14 protein-coding genes and 1 pseudogene are annotated in these 21,931 nt (G+C 62.2%); 11 read left to right on the forward strand and 4 right to left on the reverse strand.

Annotated features, from left to right (window positions below):
• The first annotated feature begins 26 nt into the window (after positions 1 to 26).
• The 6 genes from NV382_RS09880 (at position 27) to NV382_RS19580 (ending at position 8,718) form a co-directional block, all read left to right on the forward strand.
• The gene (locus NV382_RS09880) at positions 27 to 1,136 is read left to right on the forward strand and encodes an anhydro-N-acetylmuramic acid kinase (protein WP_260596587.1); all 1,110 of its coding nucleotides are present in this window, start codon (positions 27 to 29) and stop codon (positions 1,134 to 1,136) included.
• 214 nt (positions 1,137 to 1,350) lie between these two features.
• Positions 1,351 to 3,996, forward strand: coding sequence for a TonB-dependent receptor domain-containing protein (locus tag NV382_RS09885; protein ID WP_260596588.1), 2,646 nt, complete (start codon positions 1,351 to 1,353; stop codon positions 3,994 to 3,996).
• A 106-nt stretch (positions 3,997 to 4,102) separates the two neighbouring features.
• Positions 4,103 to 5,656: a sodium:solute symporter gene (locus tag NV382_RS09890; RefSeq protein ID WP_260596589.1), complete on the forward strand. Its 1,554-nt coding sequence runs from the start codon at positions 4,103 to 4,105 to the stop codon at positions 5,654 to 5,656.
• A 28-nt stretch (positions 5,657 to 5,684) separates the two neighbouring features.
• Positions 5,685 to 6,575 carry an N-acetylmuramic acid 6-phosphate etherase gene (locus NV382_RS09895; protein WP_260596590.1) on the forward strand — a complete coding sequence of 297 codons (891 nt, stop codon included), beginning with the start codon at positions 5,685 to 5,687 and terminating at the stop codon, positions 6,573 to 6,575.
• 5 nt (positions 6,576 to 6,580) lie between these two features.
• Positions 6,581 to 7,309, forward strand: a complete 729-nt coding sequence (locus tag NV382_RS09900) for a GntR family transcriptional regulator (RefSeq protein ID WP_260600377.1) — start codon at positions 6,581 to 6,583, stop codon at positions 7,307 to 7,309.
• 302 nt (positions 7,310 to 7,611) lie between these two features.
• A complete protein-coding gene (locus NV382_RS19580; protein WP_312026733.1) occupies positions 7,612 to 8,718 on the forward strand; it encodes a GGDEF domain-containing protein in 1,107 nt (368 codons plus the stop codon).
• 304 nt (positions 8,719 to 9,022) lie between these two features.
• Here NV382_RS19580 and NV382_RS09915 read toward each other — a convergent pair whose 3' ends face one another.
• A complete protein-coding gene (locus NV382_RS09915; protein ID WP_260596591.1) occupies positions 9,023 to 11,374 on the reverse strand; it encodes a bifunctional diguanylate cyclase/phosphodiesterase in 2,352 nt (783 codons plus the stop codon).
• Positions 11,375 to 11,759: 385 nt separating this feature from the next.
• On the opposite strand from NV382_RS09915, the gene NV382_RS09920 reads away from it, so the two are divergent.
• The 3 genes from NV382_RS09920 to NV382_RS09930 all read left to right on the forward strand — a co-directional run bounded on the left by NV382_RS09920 (position 11,760) and on the right by NV382_RS09930 (position 17,147).
• Entirely contained in the window at positions 11,760 to 15,860 is a 4,101-nt protein-coding gene (locus tag NV382_RS09920; RefSeq protein ID WP_260596592.1) for a PAS domain S-box protein, read from the forward strand.
• Positions 15,861 to 16,212: 352 nt separating this feature from the next.
• Complete coding sequence (locus tag NV382_RS09925; RefSeq protein ID WP_260596593.1) at positions 16,213 to 16,734, forward strand: DUF3489 domain-containing protein; 522 nt, start codon at positions 16,213 to 16,215, stop codon at positions 16,732 to 16,734.
• 20 nt (positions 16,735 to 16,754) lie between these two features.
• Positions 16,755 to 17,147 carry a DUF2924 domain-containing protein gene (locus NV382_RS09930; RefSeq protein ID WP_260596594.1) on the forward strand — a complete coding sequence of 131 codons (393 nt, stop codon included), beginning with the start codon at positions 16,755 to 16,757 and terminating at the stop codon, positions 17,145 to 17,147.
• A 138-nt stretch (positions 17,148 to 17,285) separates the two neighbouring features.
• Here NV382_RS09930 and NV382_RS09935 read toward each other — a convergent pair.
• Both NV382_RS09935 and NV382_RS09940 read right to left on the reverse strand, forming a co-directional pair.
• Positions 17,286 to 17,852 (reverse strand): annotated as a pseudogene (locus tag NV382_RS09935) (IS6 family transposase); the annotation flags it as partial.
• 65 nt (positions 17,853 to 17,917) lie between these two features.
• Positions 17,918 to 18,634 (reverse strand): IS6 family transposase, encoded by a 717-nt coding sequence (locus NV382_RS09940; protein ID WP_260596596.1) that lies wholly within the window; start codon positions 18,632 to 18,634, stop codon positions 17,918 to 17,920.
• Positions 18,635 to 18,718: 84 nt separating this feature from the next.
• Between NV382_RS09940 and NV382_RS09945 the strand changes: the two genes are divergently transcribed.
• A complete protein-coding gene (locus tag NV382_RS09945; protein ID WP_260596597.1) occupies positions 18,719 to 19,915 on the forward strand; it encodes a recombinase family protein in 1,197 nt (398 codons plus the stop codon).
• A 71-nt stretch (positions 19,916 to 19,986) separates the two neighbouring features.
• On the opposite strand, the gene NV382_RS09950 is transcribed toward NV382_RS09945, so the two are convergent.
• Complete coding sequence (locus NV382_RS09950; protein ID WP_260596598.1) at positions 19,987 to 20,382, reverse strand: hypothetical protein; 396 nt, start codon at positions 20,380 to 20,382, stop codon at positions 19,987 to 19,989.
• Positions 20,383 to 20,637: 255 nt separating this feature from the next.
• Here NV382_RS09950 and NV382_RS09955 point away from each other — a divergent pair, with 255 nt between their 5' ends.
• Positions 20,638 to 21,807, forward strand: coding sequence for a GGDEF domain-containing protein (locus tag NV382_RS09955; RefSeq protein ID WP_260596599.1), 1,170 nt, complete (start codon positions 20,638 to 20,640; stop codon positions 21,805 to 21,807).
• The last annotated feature ends 124 nt before the right edge of the window (positions 21,808 to 21,931 follow it).

A 21,931-nucleotide genomic window follows, 5' to 3' on the forward strand; every position in this document is an offset into this window, starting at 1 on the left:
ATCTGCACCTGGGAGGATCTGCGCTGATGCTGGTGATGGGATATATGAGCGGCACCTCGCTCGACGGCGTCGATGTCGCCATGATCGAGACCGATGGTGAACGGATCGCCGCGTTCGGCCCGACCGCCCTAATCGACTTCTCCGCCACGGAACGCAAAACAATCGAGCAGGCGACGCGCGACGCGCTCGTCTGGGACGGCGACGGCGCTCCGCCGACCTCCTTCCGGCACGCCGAGGCAGTGATCGACGACGTACACCTGCGCGCCGGGCGCCATGCCATCGAGCAAACTGGGCGACACCCCGATCTTGTCGGCTTCCATGGGCAGACGCTCCTTCACCGGCCCGAGCGCGCGCTTTCCGTTCAGGTTGGGGACCCCCAAGCGCTCGCCGATGCGCTCGGAATACCTGTGGTCGCCCAGCTGCGGCAGGACGATCTGAGGGCCGGCGGGCAAGGCGCGCCGCTGGTGCCTGCCTATCACGCCGCGTTGGCCGAGCACCTCGGCCTTCCGCGACCCCTCGCGTTTCTTAACGTGGGCGGCGTCGCGAATCTGACGTGGGTCGGTGAGGACGACACGTTGGTGGCGTTCGACACAGGGCCCGGCAATGGACTTATCGACCTGCTCGTGCAGGCGCGTAGTACCGGGCGTTACGATGATGGTGGACGCCTCGCGGCTGCTGGCAAGGTCGATCACCGGGTCCTGCAGACGCTCCTTTCCCATGAGCATTTCCGCGCAAGGGGTCCAAAGTCGCTCGACCGGCACGACTTTCCACTCGAATGGACCCGGGATCATTCGCTCGAGGATGCGGCGGCGACGTTGACCGTTTTTACCGCCGAGGCCATCGCGCTCGCGGCGACCACCCTGCCCGCCCCGCCGGCGATGTGGGTCGTTTGCGGGGGTGGCAGCCACAACCCGACAATGATGCGCGCATTGCGCGAACGGCTCGGCCACTGCCAGACCGCCGACGAAATCGGCCTGCGTGGAGACTTTGTGGAAGCCGAAGCGATGGCTTTCCTAGCGGTACGCAGCCTCCTCGGACTTCCTCTAACTTATCCGGGTACTACCGGCGTGCCGCGCCCCTCCACCGGCGGACGGCTGTTCAAGCCAGCATCGCTTCCGGACGTACAACCAAATTAATACCACCTCTTTACAGATCAGCGACAGGTATGCATAAACCACCCAACCGGTAAAAATCGGCACGATCCTTGGGGTGGCGTCGCCACCACGATGATTATGGTCAGGGAAGTTAAAGTGAGGAAGTCTAATGGTTAAGTCACATCGACATACCTTGGCCGTAAGCGCGCTGGCCATTGCCCTCGTCCAGGCGCCGAGTATCGCTTTTGCTCAGACCGTGCCCGACGCCACCGCGGATGCGGCGCCGCCGAGCGACGACATCATCGTCACCGGCACCCGGATCCCCATCCCCGGCCTTACTTCGAGCAGCCCAGTCGCGTCGATCGGCGAAGAGCAGATCAAGCTCCAGTCCGCGCTCACGATCGAGGATTTCTCGACCAAGATCCCGCAGCTCTCAGGCGGCGTGCGCCAAGGCTCGCAGGGCAGCGACGCGTTCGGCGCCCAGGTAATCGAACTGCGCAACTTCGGCCAGAGCCGCTCGCTCGTGCTGATCGACGGCACCCGCGCGGCACCCTTCAGCTTCCGCAACTCGGTCGACGTCAACGCGATTCCGGCCTCGCTCATCAAGCGGGTCGACGTGCTCACCGGCGGCGCCGCCGCGGTCTATGGCGCGGACGCGGTCGCCGGCGTCGTCAACTTTATCCTCAACGACGACTATCAGGGCATCCGCTTCACCGCCTCCACCCGCCTGTCGGTCAACGGCGGCGCGCAATATGGCGGCTCGCTGATGATGGGCACGAAGCTTGGCGATCGGGGCAACATCGTCATCGCCGCCGACTATACCCAGCGCGACCCGATCCGCGCCGGCCAGCGCGACTGGGCCGCAACGCCCAACCAGACGATCCCCAGCATCGGCGGCGTCTTCACCGACGTTGCGAGCGGCCGCAGGTTCGGCTTTGCCGACGACGGTGCGTTCACCACCAGGCCTTCGGCCACGTCGAACATCTCGGACAGCTATCCGCTAATCTCGCCGCTCAAGCGCATCAACGTTGCGGCGCTCTACAAATACGAGATCACGCCACAGGTCGAGCTCTACGGCCGCGCGATGTATACTAATTCACGCACGGAGGAGACCGGAACGCCCGGCGCAACCCCGGCGTCGGTGAACCGCACCGTTTCGATCAGCCAAAGCAACCCGTTCCTGACCGATGCGATCCGCAACCAGCTGACCTTCGTCAACGGCGCCGCGCAGGTGAACGTGTCGCGCTCGCTGGCCGAACTCGGACTCGTAACTTATAAGACGGAACGCAACACGCTGCAGTTCCAGTCGGGGCTGCGCGGGCCGCTGACCGACGCGGTGAACTGGAACATCTACGCGCAATATGGCCGTTCGACTGAAAATTCGCTGATCAAGGGCGACGGTCTCGTCACCAACGCGGCGGGTGCGGACAATTTCACGTCGATCGTCAACACGGTCAACATCTTCGGGCCCAATCAGGATGCGCTTGCAGGTGCGCTAGGTAGCACGATCAACGGCTTCAACCGCAAACGCGACCAGTTCGTTACGGCGGGCACGATCAGCGGCACGCTCGAAGAACTGTTCTCGCTGCCCGCCGGTCCGATCGGCTTTGCCGTCGGCGTCGAATATCGCCGCGAGACCGCGACCATTGACCAAGATTCCGCGCTGCTGACCGGCAATACCTACCGGCAGGGCGTACAGGCCGCCTACAGCGGGTCGTTCGACGTCGCAGAGCTCTACGGCGAAGCATTGATACCGCTGATCCACGACACGCCGTTCATTCGCAAGCTCGATATCGGCGGTGCCTATCGCCTGTCCGATTACAATCTGTTCGGCACGCACGGCACCTGGAAGGTCGAGGCCAATTGGGAAGTCGATCGCAACCTGCGGTTCCGCGGCACCTATCAGCGCGTGTTGCGCACGCCGAATTTCGGTGAGTTCGCCGCCAGCACGTCGTCTTTGCCGTTCAACAACCTTGTGACCGTCGATCGGCTCAAGCCGCGGTACGGCGGGGATCCCTGCGTGCTAGGTACCGGCAATGGGGAGCAATGCGCCCGCTTCGGCGCCCCAGCGGCCGGGTCCGCGAACTCCAACGCTGCCAGCTACCTGACCGGCAATTATTATTACGGCGGCAACCCGGACATTGAACCCGAGACCGGCTACACAACGACCGCAGGCGTGGTGATCACACCGTCGTTCCTTCCGGGCCTCAACGTCACGGTCGACTGGTACGAACTCGACCTGCGCGGCGCGGTCGGCGTGATCCAGCCGATCGCGGCGATCACCAGTTGCTACATCACCAACCCGACTGCGGGCAATCCACTGTGCGCGCTTGTCACGCGTAACGCGAACGGCACGTTCAAAGACGCGTTCGTCAACAACCAAAATCTCGGACGGTTGCTGCAGCGCGGGCTTGACATCACGGGTAGCTACACGCTGCGCGGGGACTGGTTGCCGGGCAGAGGCGTGCGCGCAAGCTACCAGGGCAACATCGTCACGTCCTATCTGATCCAGGCCAACTCCACCGTCTCGGCGGTGCAGTGCAAGGGAACGTTCGGCGCCACCTGCTCCAGCGACGGCACGACGCTCGTCCAGCCGGCGTATCGGCATACCGCCGGTCTCGGCGTGCTGCTCGACAAGGGCGTGATCCAGTTCGACTGGCAGCGTATCGGCAAGGTACGGTCGAGTGCCGCGGGATCGACCGAGACGATTAAGGCCCAAAACACCTTTGACCTTTCTGCGTCCTACGACTTCACCGACGTGGTCACAATGACCGCAGGCGTCTACAACATGTTCGACAAGGATCCCCCGCGCGTGTCGACCGGCGGCGTCTTCAACACCTTCCCCGATACCTACGACATCCTCGGGCGCACGATCGGCTTCTCACTGACAGCTCATCTCTGATCGCCCATCGCACGCGTCTGTAGCGCCCGGTCCGTCCTGCGGGCCGGGCGCACTTTTTAATAATCCCAGCTAAAATCGCGGTTTTGGCCGGTCGGAGACCCCTTCGATGATGTTGCCGTTCTCGATGGCCGATTGGCTGGTGATCGCCGCCTATCTGCTGCTGCTCGTCGCTGGCGGCTGGATCTTCACGCCGCGCAAGACCGAAACAGCACGCGATTATTTCCTCGCCGGCGGTAACGTGCCAGCGTGGCTGGCGGCGATCTCGGTTCTGTCCGCGACCCAATCGGCGGCGACGTTCCTCGGCGGGCCCGATTATGGCTATCACGGCGATCTCACCTATCTCAGCGGCAATATCGGTGGGCTGATCGGTGCGATCTTCGTGGCCCATGTCCTGATCCCGCGCTTCTACGCGATCCGCGCTACCACAGCCTACGAACTGCTTACGCTGCGCTTCAGCGAAACGGCCACGCGCTGGGCCGGTGGCATGTTCCTGATCGGCCGGGTCTTCGCCGGCGGTGCACGCGTCTACCTGGCCGCGATCGCGCTGGCGATGGTCATCACCGGCGGCGTCGATGCATCGGGCATCATGATCGCAGCCGCGGTGCTGGTGATCGCCAGCGTACTCTTCACCTTCGTCGGCGGGCTCAAATCGGTGCTCTGGAATGACCTGATCCAGTTCGTCGTTTACCTTGGCTCGGCGATAGCCGTCCTGGTGTTCCTGCGCCTGTCGATACCGGCCTCGAACGGTGAGATACTGCAGGCGCTGGCGCATACGCCGGAGGGCGTGAATAAGCTGAGAGTGTTCGACTTTTCGATCGACTTCTCCCGTCCGTTCTCGATGCTGGCGATCGTCACTGGGCTGGCGCTGCTCTACATCGCCAACGCCGGGATGGACCAGGACACCACGCAGCGGCTGCTATCCTGCCGCGACGCCAAGACCGGGGCGCGCAGCCTCTACCTCTCGGTACTGGCAACGGTGCCGGTGGTCGGCATGTTTATCGTCATCGGGCTGCTGCTCTACGTCTTCTATGATCGCTCCGACCTAATGGGCGGGACGGCGGCCATCGCCGCCAACGAGTTCGGCGGCGAGAAGATCAGCATCTTCATGCACTATATCCTCACCCAGCTGCCCGGCGGTCTGCGCGGGCTGGTGACAATCGGCATCTGTGCCGCCGCGGTTGCCACCACCAATTCGGCGCTGAACGCGATGTCGTCGGTGCTAATCCAGGACTTCTACCGCCCCTGGCGCGAAAAGCGCGGTGAAGTCGCCGAATATCATTATGTGAAGGCAGGGCGCACCGGCATGGGCGTGATAGGATTTGCGATGTTCCTCATGGCCGTGGTGTCCTATTATTGGCAACGGTATAGCGATATGGGGCTGCTGGAATTCGCGCTTCAGGTCATGGTGTTTACCTATGCTGGCATATTGGGCGTATACTTTACGGCATTGTTTACCAATCGGGGCACGACCGGCTCGGTCATCGCGTCGCTGTTGATCGGGTTCCTCGTCATCGTCCTGCTGCAGCCGGGGATCGCGCGCGCTATCGGTCTGCCGGGTACGCTGAACGAGCTCTCGTTTCCGTTCCAGCTCTGCATTGGAACGCTGGTGGCGTTCGTGGTCTGCGCCCTGCCCCGCGGCGCAGCGGCCTCGCGCGCATAATGACGCTCCGACAGAAACAAGGAATATCATGAGTACCGAAGCGCTCGACCCTCGCTACCTCGGCCTCGACCTTTGGCCCACCGAAACCGCCGTGGAGGCGATGCTCGAAGGCCAGATGGCAGCGATCGCAGCGATCCAGTCGCAGACCGCAGCCATTGCTCGCGCCGCCGAAGCCGCCGCCGCCCGCCTTGATCAGGGGGGACGGCTCGTCTTCACCGGCGCGGGCACCTCTGGCCGTCTTGCGGTCCAGGACGGAACCGAGTTGCTCCCGACCTTTGGCTGGCCGATGGAGCGAATGGTGTTCCTCATGGCGGGCGGCATCGGTGCACTGACCGAAGCTCGCGAGGGCGCGGAGGACGACGTGGCTGCGGGCCAGGCGGAGATCGTCGCCTGCGGTATCGGCCCGTCCGACGTCGTGATCGGCGTCGCGGCCAGCGGCCGCACACCTTACACGGTCGCCGCGATCACGCAGGCTCGCGCAGCCGGTGCACTGACGATCGCCATTGCCAACAATCCGGCCACCGCGCTGCTCGAAGCGGCCGAGCATGCGGTGATAGCAGTCACCGGCAGCGAAGTGGTCGCTGGATCGACGCGCATGAAGGCGGGGACGGCTCAGAAGGCGGTGCTCAACCTGCTGTCCACCGCGATCATGATCCGCCTCGGCCTCGTCTACAAAGGCCGCATGGTGGCCATGCGCATTTCGAATGCCAAGCTCTTGCAACGTGGCCGCCGCATGGTTCAGGATATTGCCGGCGTCGAGGCAGATGTGGCTGCGCGCGCGCTGGAGACGGCAGCAAACGATATTCGGCTCGGTGTGATCGTCGCCACGGGTATTTCTGCCGAGGAAGCACGGGCGCTTCTAGAGGACCATCGGGGCAGTCTACGCGCCGTCTTTCGAACTCTGGAAGAACGTCAATGACGACAATACGCGACATCGCCTGGACGCGAGATGGGGAAGGCACACCGCTCTACTTGCAGCTTGCTCGCAGCCTGCGCGAGCATATCAGCGGCGGTGGCATCGATCCCGGCAGCGCGCTTCCCTCCGAGCGCGATCTGAGCGAGTTGGCCGGCTTGTCGCGTGTCACCGTTCGCAAGGGCATCGAGCAACTGATCGACGAGGGTGTGCTAATCCGCAAGCAAGGCTCGGGCACCTTCGTGGCGGCGCGGATCGAGACGCCAGGCGCTAAGCTGAACAGCTTCAGCGATGACACCCGCTCGCGCGGCGTGGATCCGGGCGTAGTGTGGATCTACAAATCTTATGCTCCGCCGACCGAGGAGGAGGCCGTCGCATTGGATGTTTCCTCCACAACGCGCGTGGCACGACTCGGTCGCGTACGGCTGGCGGATGGGGAACCGCTGGCGATCGAACATGCGGTGGTGCCGGCGCAGTTCATGCCCGAACTCGAAAGTCTAGGGGACTCGCTGTATCAGGCCCTTGAAGCGCACGGTTTCCGCCCGACCTCCGGCACACAACGCCTGCGCGCCTCCCTGGCGACGCCGACTGAGGCCGGCATCCTGTGCGTGCAGCAGAATTCCGAGGTACTTCGCATCGAACGAAGAACCCGCATTCCCGATGGCCGCATCGTCGAATTCACGCGATCGGTCTATCGCGGCGACCGGTACGAATTCGTCACGGAGCTTAACGAGGTGTGATGCGGAATATCACTCGCCGCGTCGAGTTTGTGGCATCGTCAATGGATTACCCAGCCCCATGGCTGGGCGCTGTCGGTCTAACGCGTACCGCTCTCCACACGAAGGGCACTGTAAAACTAACGCGCCACTAATTTCCTATTTGGTTAGTGCAGCAAAACCGCGAAGACGACTGGCCAATGCTCGGCACCGCGGTTCATCAATTCTGACAAAGGCTTCCTGTCTCTGATTAACCTTTTACAGCGCGGGTTCTGCTAAAACGATGTATGATGCTTAGCACCCGACGCGAGCCCGAGCCGACTGCGGTGTACGTTGAGCTGATTGCCGCGACATTCACGATGTTGGTGCCCGCGGCTATCATGTCAGCCATCTTTCTCGCAGTAGGCTCGTTCTGCGCCATGGAAATTGGCGGCGTGCTACCCTGGGTGGCAATCGGCAGCGGTATGGTGGCATCGGCTGGCCGCCTCGGAGTGATCCTCGCCTATCGTCGGCAATCCCCGCTTCGACTCGCGGATCGCGCCGTAAGTGCAGCCTGGCAGTTCAGGTTGGCACTCTCGACGTTGCTGTTTGCGGCGTCGCTTGCGTTGCTTGGCGCGGCGAGCTTCTTGTCTCCCAAGCCGCTGCCGCAGATGCTGGCGACTGGTCTGCTGTTTGGTTTCTGCTCGGGGGCGGTAGCGAGAGGTTATATCCGTCCGCAAATCTGCGCCGCTTGCGTGACGCTAGCTACCCTACCTGTCGCGTTTGCCACAGCGTTGCAGGGCGGTTGGGGCCATCTGATCCTTGCAGGCATGTTTCTCGCGTTTCTTGCCGGCAGCCTGGAGACGATCCGCTTTGCATATCGGCTGGCCCGAGAGCAGATCGCAACCCGCAATGAAATGACGATGGTAGCGCGTCATGATCCCCTGACTGGCCTCGCAAACCGTTTCGGGCTGCGCGAGTCGTTCGGCGACCTGCTAAAGGCGCATCGTGACCTGCCAATGGTAGCAGTGCATTGCCTCGACCTTGACCGGTTCAAGCCCATCAACGATCGGTTCGGACATCCAGCCGGAGATGCGCTGTTGCGTGAGCTTGCCACTCGTATCCTTGCGATAGCCCGCGAAGGCGACATCGCCGCGCGTTTAGGCGGCGATGAATTTACCGTGGTGCAGGCCGGCATCGCTCATCCAGAGGAGGCGGAGCTGTTCGCTCGGCGCCTCGCTCGGGCGATTGGCGCTCCCTACGACATTGGCGGGAAGAGTATCGAGATTGGCGTCAGCCTCGGCTACGCAACCTCTCCGCCCGAAGTCGCGTCACTTGACGACTTGCTCGCAGCAGCCGACGTCACACTCTACCGAGTTAAGCGTGCCGGTGGAGGGGTTGGCTCAAGCGCAACCGCGCCTAATCCTGCGATCGTAAAGGCAGTCGGCTGGTAACGTTCGCTGAGTACGATGCGACCAGCATCTCAGACGATCCCCGCAAGCGAATTCCGATATCATATCTTGTCCACGTCTCGGCTGTATCAGCGCCAAGGACCCGACACGCACCTTCAAGCACACGTCTCTAAATCCCACGCAATAACGTCGAATGCTGCATCTCGAAGCTCACGCAATCCTGCCGCGTCGCTACCCGCTTCGAAAACTGCGCGGATCTACCACGCATTACACTCGCCGCTATAGTTTTGTGCCTCACGTGACGGTCCGATCTACCTAAAGTAACCTGTCGCGCCCGCAGGCCAGTTTAGGCGGCTTCCAATGGGCGGGGAGCCTTACCCCTGATCGCGATGAGCGAGGCCAAGCCCGCGCAATCAAGCGGACGGCTGATCAGGTAACCCTGGACGGTATCGCATCCCGCCGCGACCGAAAAGTCGAACTGCTCCACCGTTTCGACACCTTCAACAGTCGTAGACATGCCAAGGCATTGAGCCATCGTTATGATGGCACGAACGATCGCCGCGCTTTCTGCATCATGGGGCACTTGCCGCACGAACGACTGATCGATCTTGATCTTGTCGAACGGAAATTTGCGCAAGTAGCTAAGCGACGAGTAGCCGGTTCCAAAGTCATCCATGGAAACGTGGACGCCCAGTGATCTCAGCTCGTTGAGCGTCTCGAGAGTCCCTTCTTCATCTGACAGCAAAACGCCTTCGGTAATCTCCAGCTCAAGGCTTCCAGGCGCCAAATCAGCGGAACGGAGAGCCTCCACTATGAATGGCACAAGCGACCGCTGGCGAAACTGAGCCGGTGAAAGGTTTATCGCGACGCTTATGCCTTCTGGCCACGTCGCTGCCTCGGCGCACGCCGTCCTGATCACCCACTCGCCGAGCTGCACGATGAGACCCGTCTCCTCAGCTACGCCGATGAAGTCCGCCGGTGGCACCAGGCCCCGATCCGGGTGGTTCCACCGCACCAGAGCCTCGGCGGACGTGATACATCCGCTCTGGGCATCCACGAGCGGCTGATAATGCAGTTCCAGCTGCCCTTCTACGAGCGCAAGCCGCAACCCGGCCTCGATCACACGACGCTCGCGCATCTTCTCGTCCAGCGAGACGTCGTAGCGCCGGAAGGTGCCCCTGCCATCCGCTTTTGCTGCATAGAGTGCGAGGTCGGCATTGCGCATCAACTCCGCTGGATCGTCGCCGTCAGCCGGCGTTACCGCTATACCGACGCTGGCACCCAGATGAACTGCCTGCCCATCAAGCATGAAAGGTCTTGCCTCGATAATCCTGACGATGCGTTCCGCCAGCGCTGCGGCCGCATCTGCTTCCTCCGTTGTCAGCTGCAGGACCGCGAACTCGTCGCCACCCAGGCGAGCGATCACATCGTCACCGCGCAGGGTGGATCGCAAGCGATCCGCGACCATCCCCAGGATGATGTCGCCTGCTGCATGGCCGAGCGTGTCGTTGACAGCTTTGAAGCGATCAAGATCGAGCATTAACACCGCGCTGGCAGCGTCCCGCTCACGGCGCGACGAAGTGTGCAGTGCGAGAAGATCAAAAAAGCGCGTTCGATTGGCGAGGCCGGTCAAGGGGTCGGTGAATGCGAGCAGCCGCATCTTGGCCTCGGTTTTGAGACGCTCGCGCTGATCCCTGACCGCGATTACCGTGTGAATCCGGTGGCCAAGCGCCACCTCGCGCCGCAGGACACGAACCGGAACCTCCTGCCCGTCCGCGCCAATGAGGTTGATTTCGCGTTCCTCGCGTTCGGGGAGACTCGCGACATCTAGGCCAGGTAGTAGCGAGCTGACGAAGCTGCCAGACAGTGCGCCTGGCTGGCGTCCCGACAGTAACTCCACGCTATCGTTTGCCGTCACGACTATGTCCCCCTGGCAGATCAGCAAGCCCTCGAGCGCAACGTCGGCCAGTTCGCGGAGGCGGCGTCGATCCTGCCGCAGGCGAGCCTTCGCCGCGAGATCGAAACGCCATCCAAGGATGGCCAGCACGATAAGCGCGAGCGAGACACCAGCGACGACCGGCGTGATAGCCTGTGGAGAAACGGCGTCATCGGGGAACCGTTTGGTCGGATCGAAACGGAGTGTCATCGCGGCCATGCCGCAGAAGTGGAGCAAGGCAATCGAAAGCAGCAACAGCGGCGCCGCGGCTGAGCGGATCCGTCGATCGCGGCTCCCCACCGCCATCATCGCAGCGCCCGAAATAGGCAGGCTGACAATGATGGAGGGCAGGACAAGCCCCAGGTTCCAGGAGAGAGTTCCCTGCACAAGGTACGCGGCCTGTCCCACATAGTGGAGCGTTGCCACACCCACGCCGACGATCAGTCCAGCTATGAACTGCTGCCAGTGCTGCCGCACCCTGATGGAGATCGAGACGCCCAATCCAATCCCGACGATGGCGCAGGTCAGCGATATGGCGGTTAACACTGGCTCGAAGGCCGCTGGCATGCCCGGCTTGAACGCGAGCAGGACGATGAAGTGGGTCGCCCAGGCGGTGCTACCACTTGCGATGATGCTGACCACACCCCACCGGGTGCGAGCGGCGCCATTTGCTCTGGCCGCGTGGTGGCCGATCGCGAACGAGGCATAGATGCCGATCGCGCAGACAACTCCGGCAACGATCATCAGTCGGGCGTCGTGCATGTCTCGCATGCATTCAATCACAGACGACAAGGTAGCAGCCATGCACGTCGCAATAAGCTGCAATCCTTAATGAAAATGCGGCAGGCTGACCATGGGAACGTCTCCGTGCCATTGGAAGCGAAGCAGGAATGTCCGCTGAATGCTCGGCAGACGTGCATGCCCATTCTGCACCGCTTGGGCGAACCCTGCATCGTGGGCGGCTCACACCCTAAGCGGAATAGCAATCGAGCGGCTGGCTGATCGCTTGCTCGGCAGGGTATCTGGGTAGGCGTGGGAAGCTGCAGTTCCTGCGTCTTCATTACCTGTTATTAGCTTTGGACCATAGTCTGCGCGAAGGAGATGGACCCTGCACCATCCGTCAGCTCGCCGGCTCAGTAGAAAACAAATGGACCTGATCCTGGTCGTGCTGGGAGCAGCTTTTCTAGGCATTTTCTGCGTTAGAACCGACGCGTTCGCGCGACTAACGGCCTTCGTCGAAGGAAATGAAGCCTGGCAGATCGGCGAGGCGATCATCGTCCTGCTTTTCGTTGGCGCGGCGTCGCTCTTCCTGTTCGCGCGACGGTCGCGTGAACTGCACCGAGACGTGTTCAGGCGGCAGGCAGCCGAGCTCACGACGGCGGAGCTTACCGCCGAGACGCTCGCGGCTGGAGTTGCTGAACGCCGCTTTCTGGAAGAGGCTGTACGCGCCAACGAGCAGCGCCTCCAGAGCATCCTGGAAACTGCTCACCAGGCGATCGTCACCATAAATCAACACGGCATGGTCACCGGCTGGAACCGTCACGCAGAGCTAACCTTCGGATGGACGTCCGACGAGGTGCTGGGACGGCTTCTGTCGGAGATCATTGTCCCGCCTGAGCTACGCGCGGCGCACGAGGCCGGTCTAGCGCGCTATATGTCGAGCCGGTCCGGGCGCTTGATTGGCAGCCGGATTGAAGTCACCGCACTGCGCCGCAATGGCGACGTCTTTCCCATTGAGCTTGCGCTCAGCGCCACCAATATTGGTGAGGACTGGCAGTTCACCGCGCTGATACAGGATATCTCCGAGCGGCGCGCACAGACCGAGTTGTTCGAAAACGCATTCGATCACGCCCCGATAGGCATGGCGCTGGCGGCGCTGGACGGCCATCTGATGAAATTGAACTCGGCCTTCTGCGACCTGATCGGCTATGAGCACGCTGAAGCTACGACGCTAGATTTTCAGACGATCACCCATCCCGACGATCGCGCAGGCGATCTACACCTGTTGGAACAGCTGGTCGCCGGTGACATTCCGTCATACCAGCTGGAGAAGCGGTTCATCCGCAAGAGCGGACGTGTCGTGTGGGTACGGCTCTCGGCATCTCTGGTGCTGGATAGCGATGGCGCACCCAAGCATCTGATCGCGCAGATCCAGGATCTTTCGGCCGAACGCGAGTCCGAAGACCGCTACCGACTGCTGGCGGACACCGCCAGCGACATGGTCGGCATCTATTCGGCAGGCGGCCGTTGCTCATACATGTCACCGTCCAGCAAGAAAATTCTGGGATATGCGCCGGAAGCCTTGACCGGCAAAACGGTGTTCAGCTTTATGCCACCCGAAGAGCGCGAGCTGATGGCTAGAGCCACGGTGGCTCTGCAAGCCGCACTCATGGGCACCACCGTAACGCACCTCACTCGGTTGCGCCACAAAGACGGCCATCTCGTCCACATCGAAATTGGCATGCGCATGGCGTTGGGCGAGCATGGCGCGCTGCACATCGTCGCGGCATGCCGCGACGTCACGGCTCGTATCGAGGCAAAGGAGGCGCTGGAGGAACGTACACGGGAGCTTATCCGCGCCAACAGGGTCGCTGAACAGTCGGCGGCGGTGATCCAGGAAGCTCAGGCGCTCTTCAAGGGCATCTTCGAGAGTTCACCCGACGTGAACATTGTCTACGAATTAGTGGGTAACACGTTTACGATGAACACGATGAACGAAGCGGCGGAACGGTCGCTGGGGTTCACCATCGCAGAGGTGCGAGGGAAGGAACTTCGGGACTTGTTCCCGCCCGCACGCGCACATCGCGCGCAGCTTAATATGGAAGAGGCGATCGCTTTAGGAGAAGGGCGGCATACAGCCGAGGAGCGAACTGCTTCGGGGAACGACGTCACTTTCGACGTTAGGGTGGTGCCGCTGCATGACGCCGCCGGCCACGTCCGCCGCGTCTTTGTCGGCAAGCGCGACGTTACCGAACTGAAGCGGGCGGAGGTGGTCGCACTGCAGGCCAACGTGCTGATGCACACCGCCGAGAAGATTGCGCACATGGGCTATTGCACGCTCGACCTGATCACGCAGGAGGTGACCTGGTCAAATGAACTCGGGACCATGCTCGAACTCGACCCGCAACACAACGTCCCCACTATCGACCAACTGTTAGAGCGTCGCCATCCCGAGGATAGCGAACAGGCGGAGCAGGTTATGGCGGACGCGATCGCCAATGGTGCGCACGACTACGAGAGCAGCTATCGCCTGCTGTTGCCCAGCGGCAAAATACGCCACATTCTAGCGCGGGGGACGATCCGCCGCGAAGGCGGCGTCGCGCTCAGCGTCTTCGGCGTGCTGCTCGATGTCTCGGAACTCAGGCGCGCCGAGGAGAAAGCGCGCGAGAGCGACATGCGATACCGACTGATGGCCGAGAACTCTAGCGACGTCATCGTCACCAGCGACCTTGAGGGCCGCACTACATTCGTCTCGCCATCGTCGGTCGCGGTTACCGGATACACCAGCGAGGAGCGCATGGGTCACCGGCCCGCAAACATTACGCACCCGGATGACCTTGCGGAGTTACTGGCGACCTTCCGCAGGCTGAAGGGGGGCACGACGGGAGAAAGAGTCCGCTGGCGCTTGTGGCACAACACCGAGGCTCGCTGGGTATGGGTAGAATCAAGCCCGGCCCTGCTGCGCGATCCCGCGACGCAGGCGGTAACCGGATATCTCGACGTTATTCGCGATGTGACAGCCCAGAAGGAGCAGGAGGATGCATTGGGGGCGGCCAAGCTCGCCGCGGAAGAGGCGATGCACTCCAAGGAGCACTTCCTGGCAAATATGAGCCACGAGCTCCGTACGCCGCTCAACAGCATCATCGGCTTTTCGCGCCTGCTAGACGAAAGCGGCGGCCTCGGCCCGGAAGTTCAGCGGCGCGTGGGGCTGGTGCACAGCGCCGGCCTTGCGCTGCATGCCGTTATCGACAACGTGCTCGACTTCTCGAAGCTCGAGGCTGACAAGCTGGTGCTGGATTGCAGCCCGTTCAACGTGGACGCTTTCTTCACCAACACTGTCTCGCTGCTGGAGCCGCAAGCCGCGTCGCGGGATGTTCGCCTGCACGTCGATGTCGATCCACACGTACCTGCCAGGCTCGTTGGGGATGCGGGCCGATTGCGCCAGATCCTGCTGAACCTGCTGTCGAACGCGGTAAAGTTCACCCAGAACGGCTCGGTCACCACCAAGATCATGCTGGTTGAGCATGCGGATCGCAAGGCGCGGCTTCGGATCGAAGTCGTTGATACAGGGGGCGGCATACCCGAAGACAAGCTCGCGACGCTCTTCAATCGGTTTGTTCAGGCGAACGCGTCGGTGTCGCGCCATTATGGAGGCACTGGACTCGGTCTCGCCATATCGCGCCAGCTCGTTTCTCTCATGGGCGGCGAGATCGGGGTCACCAGCGAAGTCGGGACGGGATCGACCTTCTGGTTCGAGATCACGCTTCCCATCGCAGATGCACTGGATGGCAGCGAACATGAGGTCTCAGCGCCGGGACCCTTGTCGCTGAGCGGTAAGCGGATCCTGGTAGTCGATGACGTCGACCTCAACCGCGAATTGATGCTTGCTCTGCTATCCCCATATGGCTGCACGGTACAACTAGCAGAAGATGGGCTGGACGCGCTAAAAGCTCTGGAGACACAGAGCTTCGATCTCGTCCTCATGGACTGCCAAATGCCGGTAATGGACGGCTTTGCCGCGACGCGGGCAATCCGCCAGCAGACCGGAGCCACTGCGAAGATGCCGATCGTTGCGCTGACGGCCAGCGCTCAGCCACAGCATCTGGCTCGGTGCCGCGCTGCCGGCATGAACGAACATCTGACCAAGCCCCTAAGCCCGAACGCTCTAGAAGAGGTGCTACAACGCTATCTCGGCGAAACGGCGGAGAGCGAACCCGAGCCGGAGCCCAAGGCGGCGCCCCAAACCGGCCTGTCACTGCGCGAGCGCTATGCAATCAGGCGGACGGCCACCCTTGAGGCACTCGACGCGCTAATCCGCGCCGGCCGGTTTACGGACACCGAGGTGAGCGAAGTTGCCAACATGGCGCACAACCTGGCCGGGACGGCGGGCATGTTCGGGGAGGCCGAGTTAGGTGACGCTGCGGCGGCGCTTGATGCCGGCATCGGCCTTTGGTCGATGGAGGATCGTGCCCAACAACTTCGCGCGTCCTCCGACACGATGCACCAGCTTGTGCGCAAAACCGCTTGAAGGACGACACGTCGCAATTGCGTTCGGAGACCTCCGTGGCCTCAGGCGTATGGCACCGGCACCGGCGGCCCCTAGTTCGCGAGGCCGCGGGCGCGTTGTTATCGAAGGCTTTGTCGGCGATCAGCCCGTCGAAGGCGATGCCGTGGATCAGCGGCGGCACCGCGATGCTAAACCAACGCGCTTGTTCCTTGGATCTCCTCACAAACCATTCGACTTGTGCTGCAAGCAGAGCAAACGTCGGCGTACTGGATCGCGGCCCGGATGGAGCCGCCCGCCCCGCCGATGAAGGTCCGCGGGGCTGATGATGGTGGGAGCAGCAAGGTGCTGCTCACCTTGAACAAGGACCACCTCCATGACCAAGCTGACCGATCTCGACGCCATCCTATTGTCCGGCGCAGCCAAGCGCGACACGGGCAGTCTTCTACCCGTACCAGAAAGTGTGAGCGGCGCCGGGGCACGCCTGACCAAGGCGATCACCGGGCTGATCAAGCACGGCCTGGCGGAAGAACGTGAGACCCGCGACAAAACGACGGCGCGCCGCACCGAAGCTGAAGTGGCATACGGCGTGTTCATCACTGACGCCGGCAATGCCGCGATCGGCATCGCCGGCGACAATGGAGATGACCACGAAGGTGAAGGCAAGGTCGCTTCCTCCGCAAAGCCAGACACGCCGCGGGTCACCAAGGCGAGTTCCGTGCTGGCGCTGCTCCGGCGCGAAGAAGGGGCGACACTCGCCGACATGATCGCGGCCACAGGATGGCTGCCGCACACTACCCGCGCAGCGCTGACCGGCCTGCGCAAGAAAGGGCATACACTCAAGAAGTCCAAGCGCGGTGACCAGACCTGCTACCGCATCGTAGCGGTGGCCGCATAATGGCCGGTCTGGAGGACAAGATGCTTGCGCTGACGACGATGTCGTCGGCGCAACTGCGTGATGCGTGGCGCGCGCTGAGGACGTCGCCAGTACCGCTGGTTAGCCCGAGCATGTTGCGGCTGGCGCTCGGGTATGAGCTGCAGGCGCAGGCGCTGGGCGGCCTCTCGCGTGTCAGCCAGCAGCGGCTCGCCCAGCTCGGGAGCGCAAAGACTGTCACCCAGGCAGCCAGGCCCGGCACCCGGCTGATCCGTGAATGGAACGGCACTGCGCATATCGTGACGATCGGCGAGGATGGCGTGATCCGCTGGAACGATCGCGAATGGCGCTCGCTGAGCGAGGTCGCCCGCGAGATTACCGGTACGCGATGGTCGGGTCCGGCCTTTTTCGGTCTGAAGAAGAGGCTGGCGGCATGAACCGGGTGCGCTGTGCGATCTATACCCGCAAGTCGAGCGAGGAAGGTCTGGAGCAGGCCTTCAACTCGCTCGATGGTGCTGTCAGTCTAATGCGAACCGCTCTCCACAAGCTGCATTTCGCTCTTTGAGCACGACGGCCTAGCTCGCGATTCGACTCCACTCAGCCAGCGCGGCTGAGCGGCGTTCCTTGTATGTCTGGCGGTCGACGAGATGGCGTTCGAGATTGAAGTGATTGTGGACGTTGGCGTGCACGCTGGCAAACTTCTGTAGCGACTTCATCCGCCTGAACCTGAGCATCGCTCGCTCTCGTCTTCGGAATGACAGATGGCTGTTCTCAACCCGGTTGTTCGCCCAGCGTCCGACCTCCTGCTTCTCAGCATTACCGAGCTCTTTCATCGCTGCACGGTAGGAGCGAAGGCCGTCGGTGGTGATCGCCTCGGGTGATCCATGGCGCTTCAGCGCCTTCTTCATGAAGCGCAGCGCTGCGTCCTTGTCCCGCGTTCTAGTGATGTAGCTCTCGAGGATCTCGCCCTCGTGATCGACCGCTCGCCAGAGGTAGACCATCTCGCCATTCAGCTTCACGTACATCTCGTCTAGGTGCCAGCGCCAGTGACGAAAGCCGCGCATCCGCGAGACGCGCTGCCGGCGGATGTCGCCAGCGAACCTCGGCCCGAACCTGTTCCACCACATCCGCACCGTCTCGTGGGGTGCTGTCAGTCTAATGCGAACCGCTCTCCACACGATGCATGTCGCTCTTTGAGCAGGCCAGCCTAGCTCGCGATCATGCTCCACTCAGCCAGTGCGACTGAGCGGCGTTCCTTGTAGGTCTGACGGTCAACAAGATGGCGTTCGAGATCGAAGTGGTTGTGGACGTTGGCGTGCACGCTGGCGAACTTCTGTAGCGACTTCATTCGTCGAAATCTGAGCATCGCCCTCTCCCTTCGTCGGAAGGAAAGGTGGCTGTTCTCCACCCGGTTGTTGGCCCAGCGTCCAACCTCCTGCTTCTCCGCATTACCGAGCTCGTTCATGGCTGCACGGTAGGAGCGCAGACCGTCGGTGGTGATCACATCGGGTGATCCATGACGCCTCAACGCCTTCTTCATGAAGCGCAGCGCTGCGTCCTTGTCGCGGGTCCTGGTGATGTAGCTCTCGAGGATCTCGCCCTCGTGATCGACCGCTCGCCACAGGTAGACCATCTCGCCATTCAGCTTCACGTACATCTCGTCCAGGTGCCAGCGCCAGTGACGGAAGCCGCGCATGCGTGAAATTCGCTGTCGGCGGATGTCGCCTGCGAACAACGGACCAAACCTGTTCCACCACATCCGTACCGTCTCATGGCAGATATCGATGCCGCGCTCGAACAGCAGGTCCTCCACGTTGCGCAGCGATAGTGGAAAACGGACATACATCATCACCACCAGGCGGATCACCTCGGGCGATGAATTGAAGTAGCGGAAAGGGCTCGCAGGCTTGCGGGGACGGGGCATGCCGATTGCCCTACCCTGGGCCGCCTAACGATTGGTGCATTTGCTCTGACAGAGCCCGCGGCATCGAAGGCAAAGGGTATGTGGATGGGCGGCGTCCCGCCACTTGGCTACCGGCCTGACGGACGCACACTGGAGATCGTCGAGCCTCATGCCAACATCGTGCGCGACATCTACCGACGCTACCTGGATCTCGGCAACGTCCGTCTGGTAGTTGACCAGCTCACTGCCGAGCGGATCCACACGCCTGTCCGACGCATGGCCAACGGTCGCGACTTTGGTGGCTGTGCGTTCAGCCGCGGGCAGATCTACGCCATCCTCAAGAACCCGATCTATGTGGGGGACATCCCGCACCGTGACCAGCGCCATAAGGGATTGCACAAGGCCATCATCGGTCAGGATGTATGGGACGCGACACAGACTATGCTCGCCGGCCATGTGCCGGGTTTGCGACGGGCTGTGAACACGGCGAGCGGCAGCCTGCTTGCCGGGTTGATCGTCGACGATGCTGGCGAGAAGCTGATCGCGGCGCATGCCTGCAAGGGTAAGGTGCGCTACCGTTATTACGTCAGCCACTCGACGCACCACGGGGTCAGCGACAGCAAGGCGCTGCGTATCCCGGCACGCGAGATCGAGACGGCAACCGTCGAAGCTCTGGCCGCCGCGTTCGACGATCCGATCGCACTTATGGCGCGCGCGTCGATCCCGCTCGCGCCGGCGGACTTGGCGCGCGTTTTCGGCGCCGCATGTACCGCTGCTGCGGCGATACGGTGCCGCGATCCTGAGATGCTGCGCGCGCTGGTCGCCAAGGTGATCGTGCATCCCACCATGCTGCAGATCGAGCTCGTGACCGCGGCGATGGCGAAACACCTGTCGGTGGCAACGAGCGCCGAGGACGAGGCTACCTTGCTTCTCACCTGCCCGACACGGCTGACGCGGACAGGCCACAGGCTTCGGATTGTGCAGAACGATGGTCGCGCTATCGCAGCCGCACCACCTGACGCCTCGATGATCAAGCTTCTGGTCAAGGCGCAGCGCTGGTGGACGCAGCTTCAACGCGGCGAGATCACCGTCCAGGAACTGGCACAAGCCGAGGGGGTCGTAAAATCCTACGTCACCCGCATCGTCCGCCTGGCGTTCCTGGCACCTTCGATCATCGACGATGTGCTAGCTGGTCGCCAGCCCGCCACGCTCGATGCCAGACGGCTCGCGTTTACCGCTGACCTGCCCACCAGCTGGACCGAGCAGCTGCGGCATTTCGAAGTTGGTCGCCAAATCAGTTAGGCGGTCGTTTGCGCTGCACGTCAGCGAAGCGGACACCGGCGGCACGAAGTCTGCGCACTCTCCAACAAGGACTAACGCCGCACCCGGCCTAAGCGACTACTTTCAAAAGACACGACAGCCCCGGCGTTGTCGCCCAGCGGAACCTCAGCGATCCCGTAGACGCCGCGCGCACCGTTGGAGCCGAGCATGACGCCCATCTCGCCGTGAATGCCCCGCCCGCCGCTCAACGACACGCCCTGCTCTCCACGAGCTGTGGCGGCACTCTCCACAGTGTTGTTGCCGAGGATCGTATTCCGCTCCGCGTTAGTCAGACGAATTGTGTCTTCTGTTGCGCCCGGCGCGGGACGGGCGATCGTGGGTGCCGGTGATACGGTCGACTGGGCAAAGCACGGTGTCCCGAAACTGGAGACGCCCGCAAGGGCGAGCAGGATCGGGAGGACATGATGCGAGTGCGCTGATTTGGGCATTTCCCACTCTAGACCGGACAGGCAAGATCGCAAGCAGCGACTGACGACACACAAAACATGCAGGCTGCGGACCCGTGCCTGCCACGCCGGTTCTGGGGCGTGCGAAAGATCGTTTTTTGAAGCTGGTGCTGGGCGGTATCGTTGTAAGTAGCCGTGTCGCTCGAACGTGCGAACAGCAGGGAATGTCACCGCCGTTCCATCTTGTTCGGGATCTCATGATGATTGTTGTTTACCGCTTAGGGCTACAAGCACCTGATGATCAGAAGACGCATCATTCGCGCGCTCGCTGAAAGGCTTCCAAGCGGCGTTCATCGCGAGTTGGTGGCCATGCTCTACACCACGGTAGCGCCGCTCATCATGGTCGGCGTGATTGCCGCTGCCATTGGCGCTATCGTTGCGGTTCGCCTCCAGAGCCTGAGCATTGCACTTGTGGCCCTTGGCATCATCGCTTGGACAGCCTGTCGTCTGGCGCTTCTCCTCGCCTATCGAAAACGCGCGGCGACATACAAGATGAACGGCGTAGAGGTCCGGCGCTTCGAGGCACTCTATGCTGTTGGAAGCATCGGATCAGGCCTGCTGTTGGGCGGCATGAACTTTGCGGCGTTGCGCAGTGAGGACGCGGGCATTCACATGCTCACCAGCGCCTTGATCTTTGGCTACGGCGCCGGTCTTGTCGTCCGGATTTCGGTTCGTCCGATGATTTTTGCCGCAAGCCTTACTGCCGCGGTTTTGCCTTCTATGGCCGGTCTGCTGATGCATATTGGGGAGCCTTCGCGGCATGGCTTACCCTACGGGGTAACGGCACTACTTTACTGCGCGTTTGCGCTCGGCAGTGCCGAGTCCGCGCGCTTTCTCTACCGCTCTACCGTCAACCAGCTGGTTACCGCCCGAACCCTGGCGGGTCTTGCGCGCCAGGATGTGCTGACCGGCCTCGCCAACCGGTTGCTCCTTCGAGAACGGTTCGACGAGAGTATCGCCGCGATCTCGAGGGCCGGCGACCTGGTCGCGCTTCACCTGCTCGATCTCGATCGGTTCAAGCCGGTCAACGACCGATACGGACACCCGACAGGCGACGCGGTCTTGAAGGCTGTCGCAGACCGGCTCTCCAGCCTTATCCGTCCTGGCGACACCGTGGGCCGGATCGGCGGCGACGAGTTCGCCGTTATTCAGACCGGCATCAGGGATGTCAGCCAGGCGCAAGCGCTGGCTGATAGGATTGTCGCGGCGCTCGCCCAGCCATTTGAGGTCGGCGCAGCATCGATAAACATCGGCACGAGCATCGGGATCGCCTTTGCTCCCCGGGACGGTCTGGATCTCGAGCATCTTTCGTCTCGAGCCGACACGGCGCTCTATGCCGCCAAGCGCCAAGCACGCGGGACAGTGACCGTGTGGGATGAGAGTAGCGCAAGCACTGTTGCAGCGTAATCGCCCGACCCGGCCACTTTGCATAAACCGGTAAGACATAGCGTTCCCTGGACGGAGATCTTCAGCTTCGGTTCAGCCGCGTAGCGCCATACGGAAGCATGATTAGATCAATGCTTCTAGCAGC

The organism is Sphingomonas endolithica, assembly GCF_025231525.1.
Lineage (GTDB): Bacteria > Pseudomonadota > Alphaproteobacteria > Sphingomonadales > Sphingomonadaceae > Sphingomonas > Sphingomonas endolithica.

Excerpts from the sequence above, each read along its gene's own strand:
- NV382_RS09880 (WP_260596587.1), top strand. The coding sequence starts at position 27 with ATGCTGGTGATGGGATATATGAGCGGCACCTCGCTCGACGGCGTCGAT.
- NV382_RS09890 (WP_260596589.1), top strand. The coding sequence starts at position 4,103 with ATGATGTTGCCGTTCTCGATGGCCGATTGGCTGGTGATCGCCGCCTAT.
- NV382_RS09895 (WP_260596590.1), top strand. The coding sequence starts at position 5,685 with ATGAGTACCGAAGCGCTCGACCCTCGCTACCTCGGCCTCGACCTTTGG.
- NV382_RS09915 (WP_260596591.1), bottom strand. The coding sequence starts at position 11,374 with ATGCACGACGCCCGACTGATGATCGTTGCCGGAGTTGTCTGCGCGATC.
- NV382_RS09920 (WP_260596592.1), top strand. The coding sequence starts at position 11,760 with ATGGACCTGATCCTGGTCGTGCTGGGAGCAGCTTTTCTAGGCATTTTC.
- NV382_RS09925 (WP_260596593.1), top strand. The coding sequence starts at position 16,213 with ATGACCAAGCTGACCGATCTCGACGCCATCCTATTGTCCGGCGCAGCC.
- NV382_RS09930 (WP_260596594.1), top strand. The coding sequence starts at position 16,755 with ATGCTTGCGCTGACGACGATGTCGTCGGCGCAACTGCGTGATGCGTGG.
- NV382_RS09940 (WP_260596596.1), bottom strand. The coding sequence starts at position 18,634 with ATGCCCCGTCCCCGCAAGCCTGCGAGCCCTTTCCGCTACTTCAATTCA.
- NV382_RS09945 (WP_260596597.1), top strand. The coding sequence starts at position 18,719 with ATGGGCGGCGTCCCGCCACTTGGCTACCGGCCTGACGGACGCACACTG.
- NV382_RS09950 (WP_260596598.1), bottom strand. The coding sequence starts at position 20,382 with ATGCCCAAATCAGCGCACTCGCATCATGTCCTCCCGATCCTGCTCGCC.
- NV382_RS09955 (WP_260596599.1), top strand. The coding sequence starts at position 20,638 with ATGATCAGAAGACGCATCATTCGCGCGCTCGCTGAAAGGCTTCCAAGC.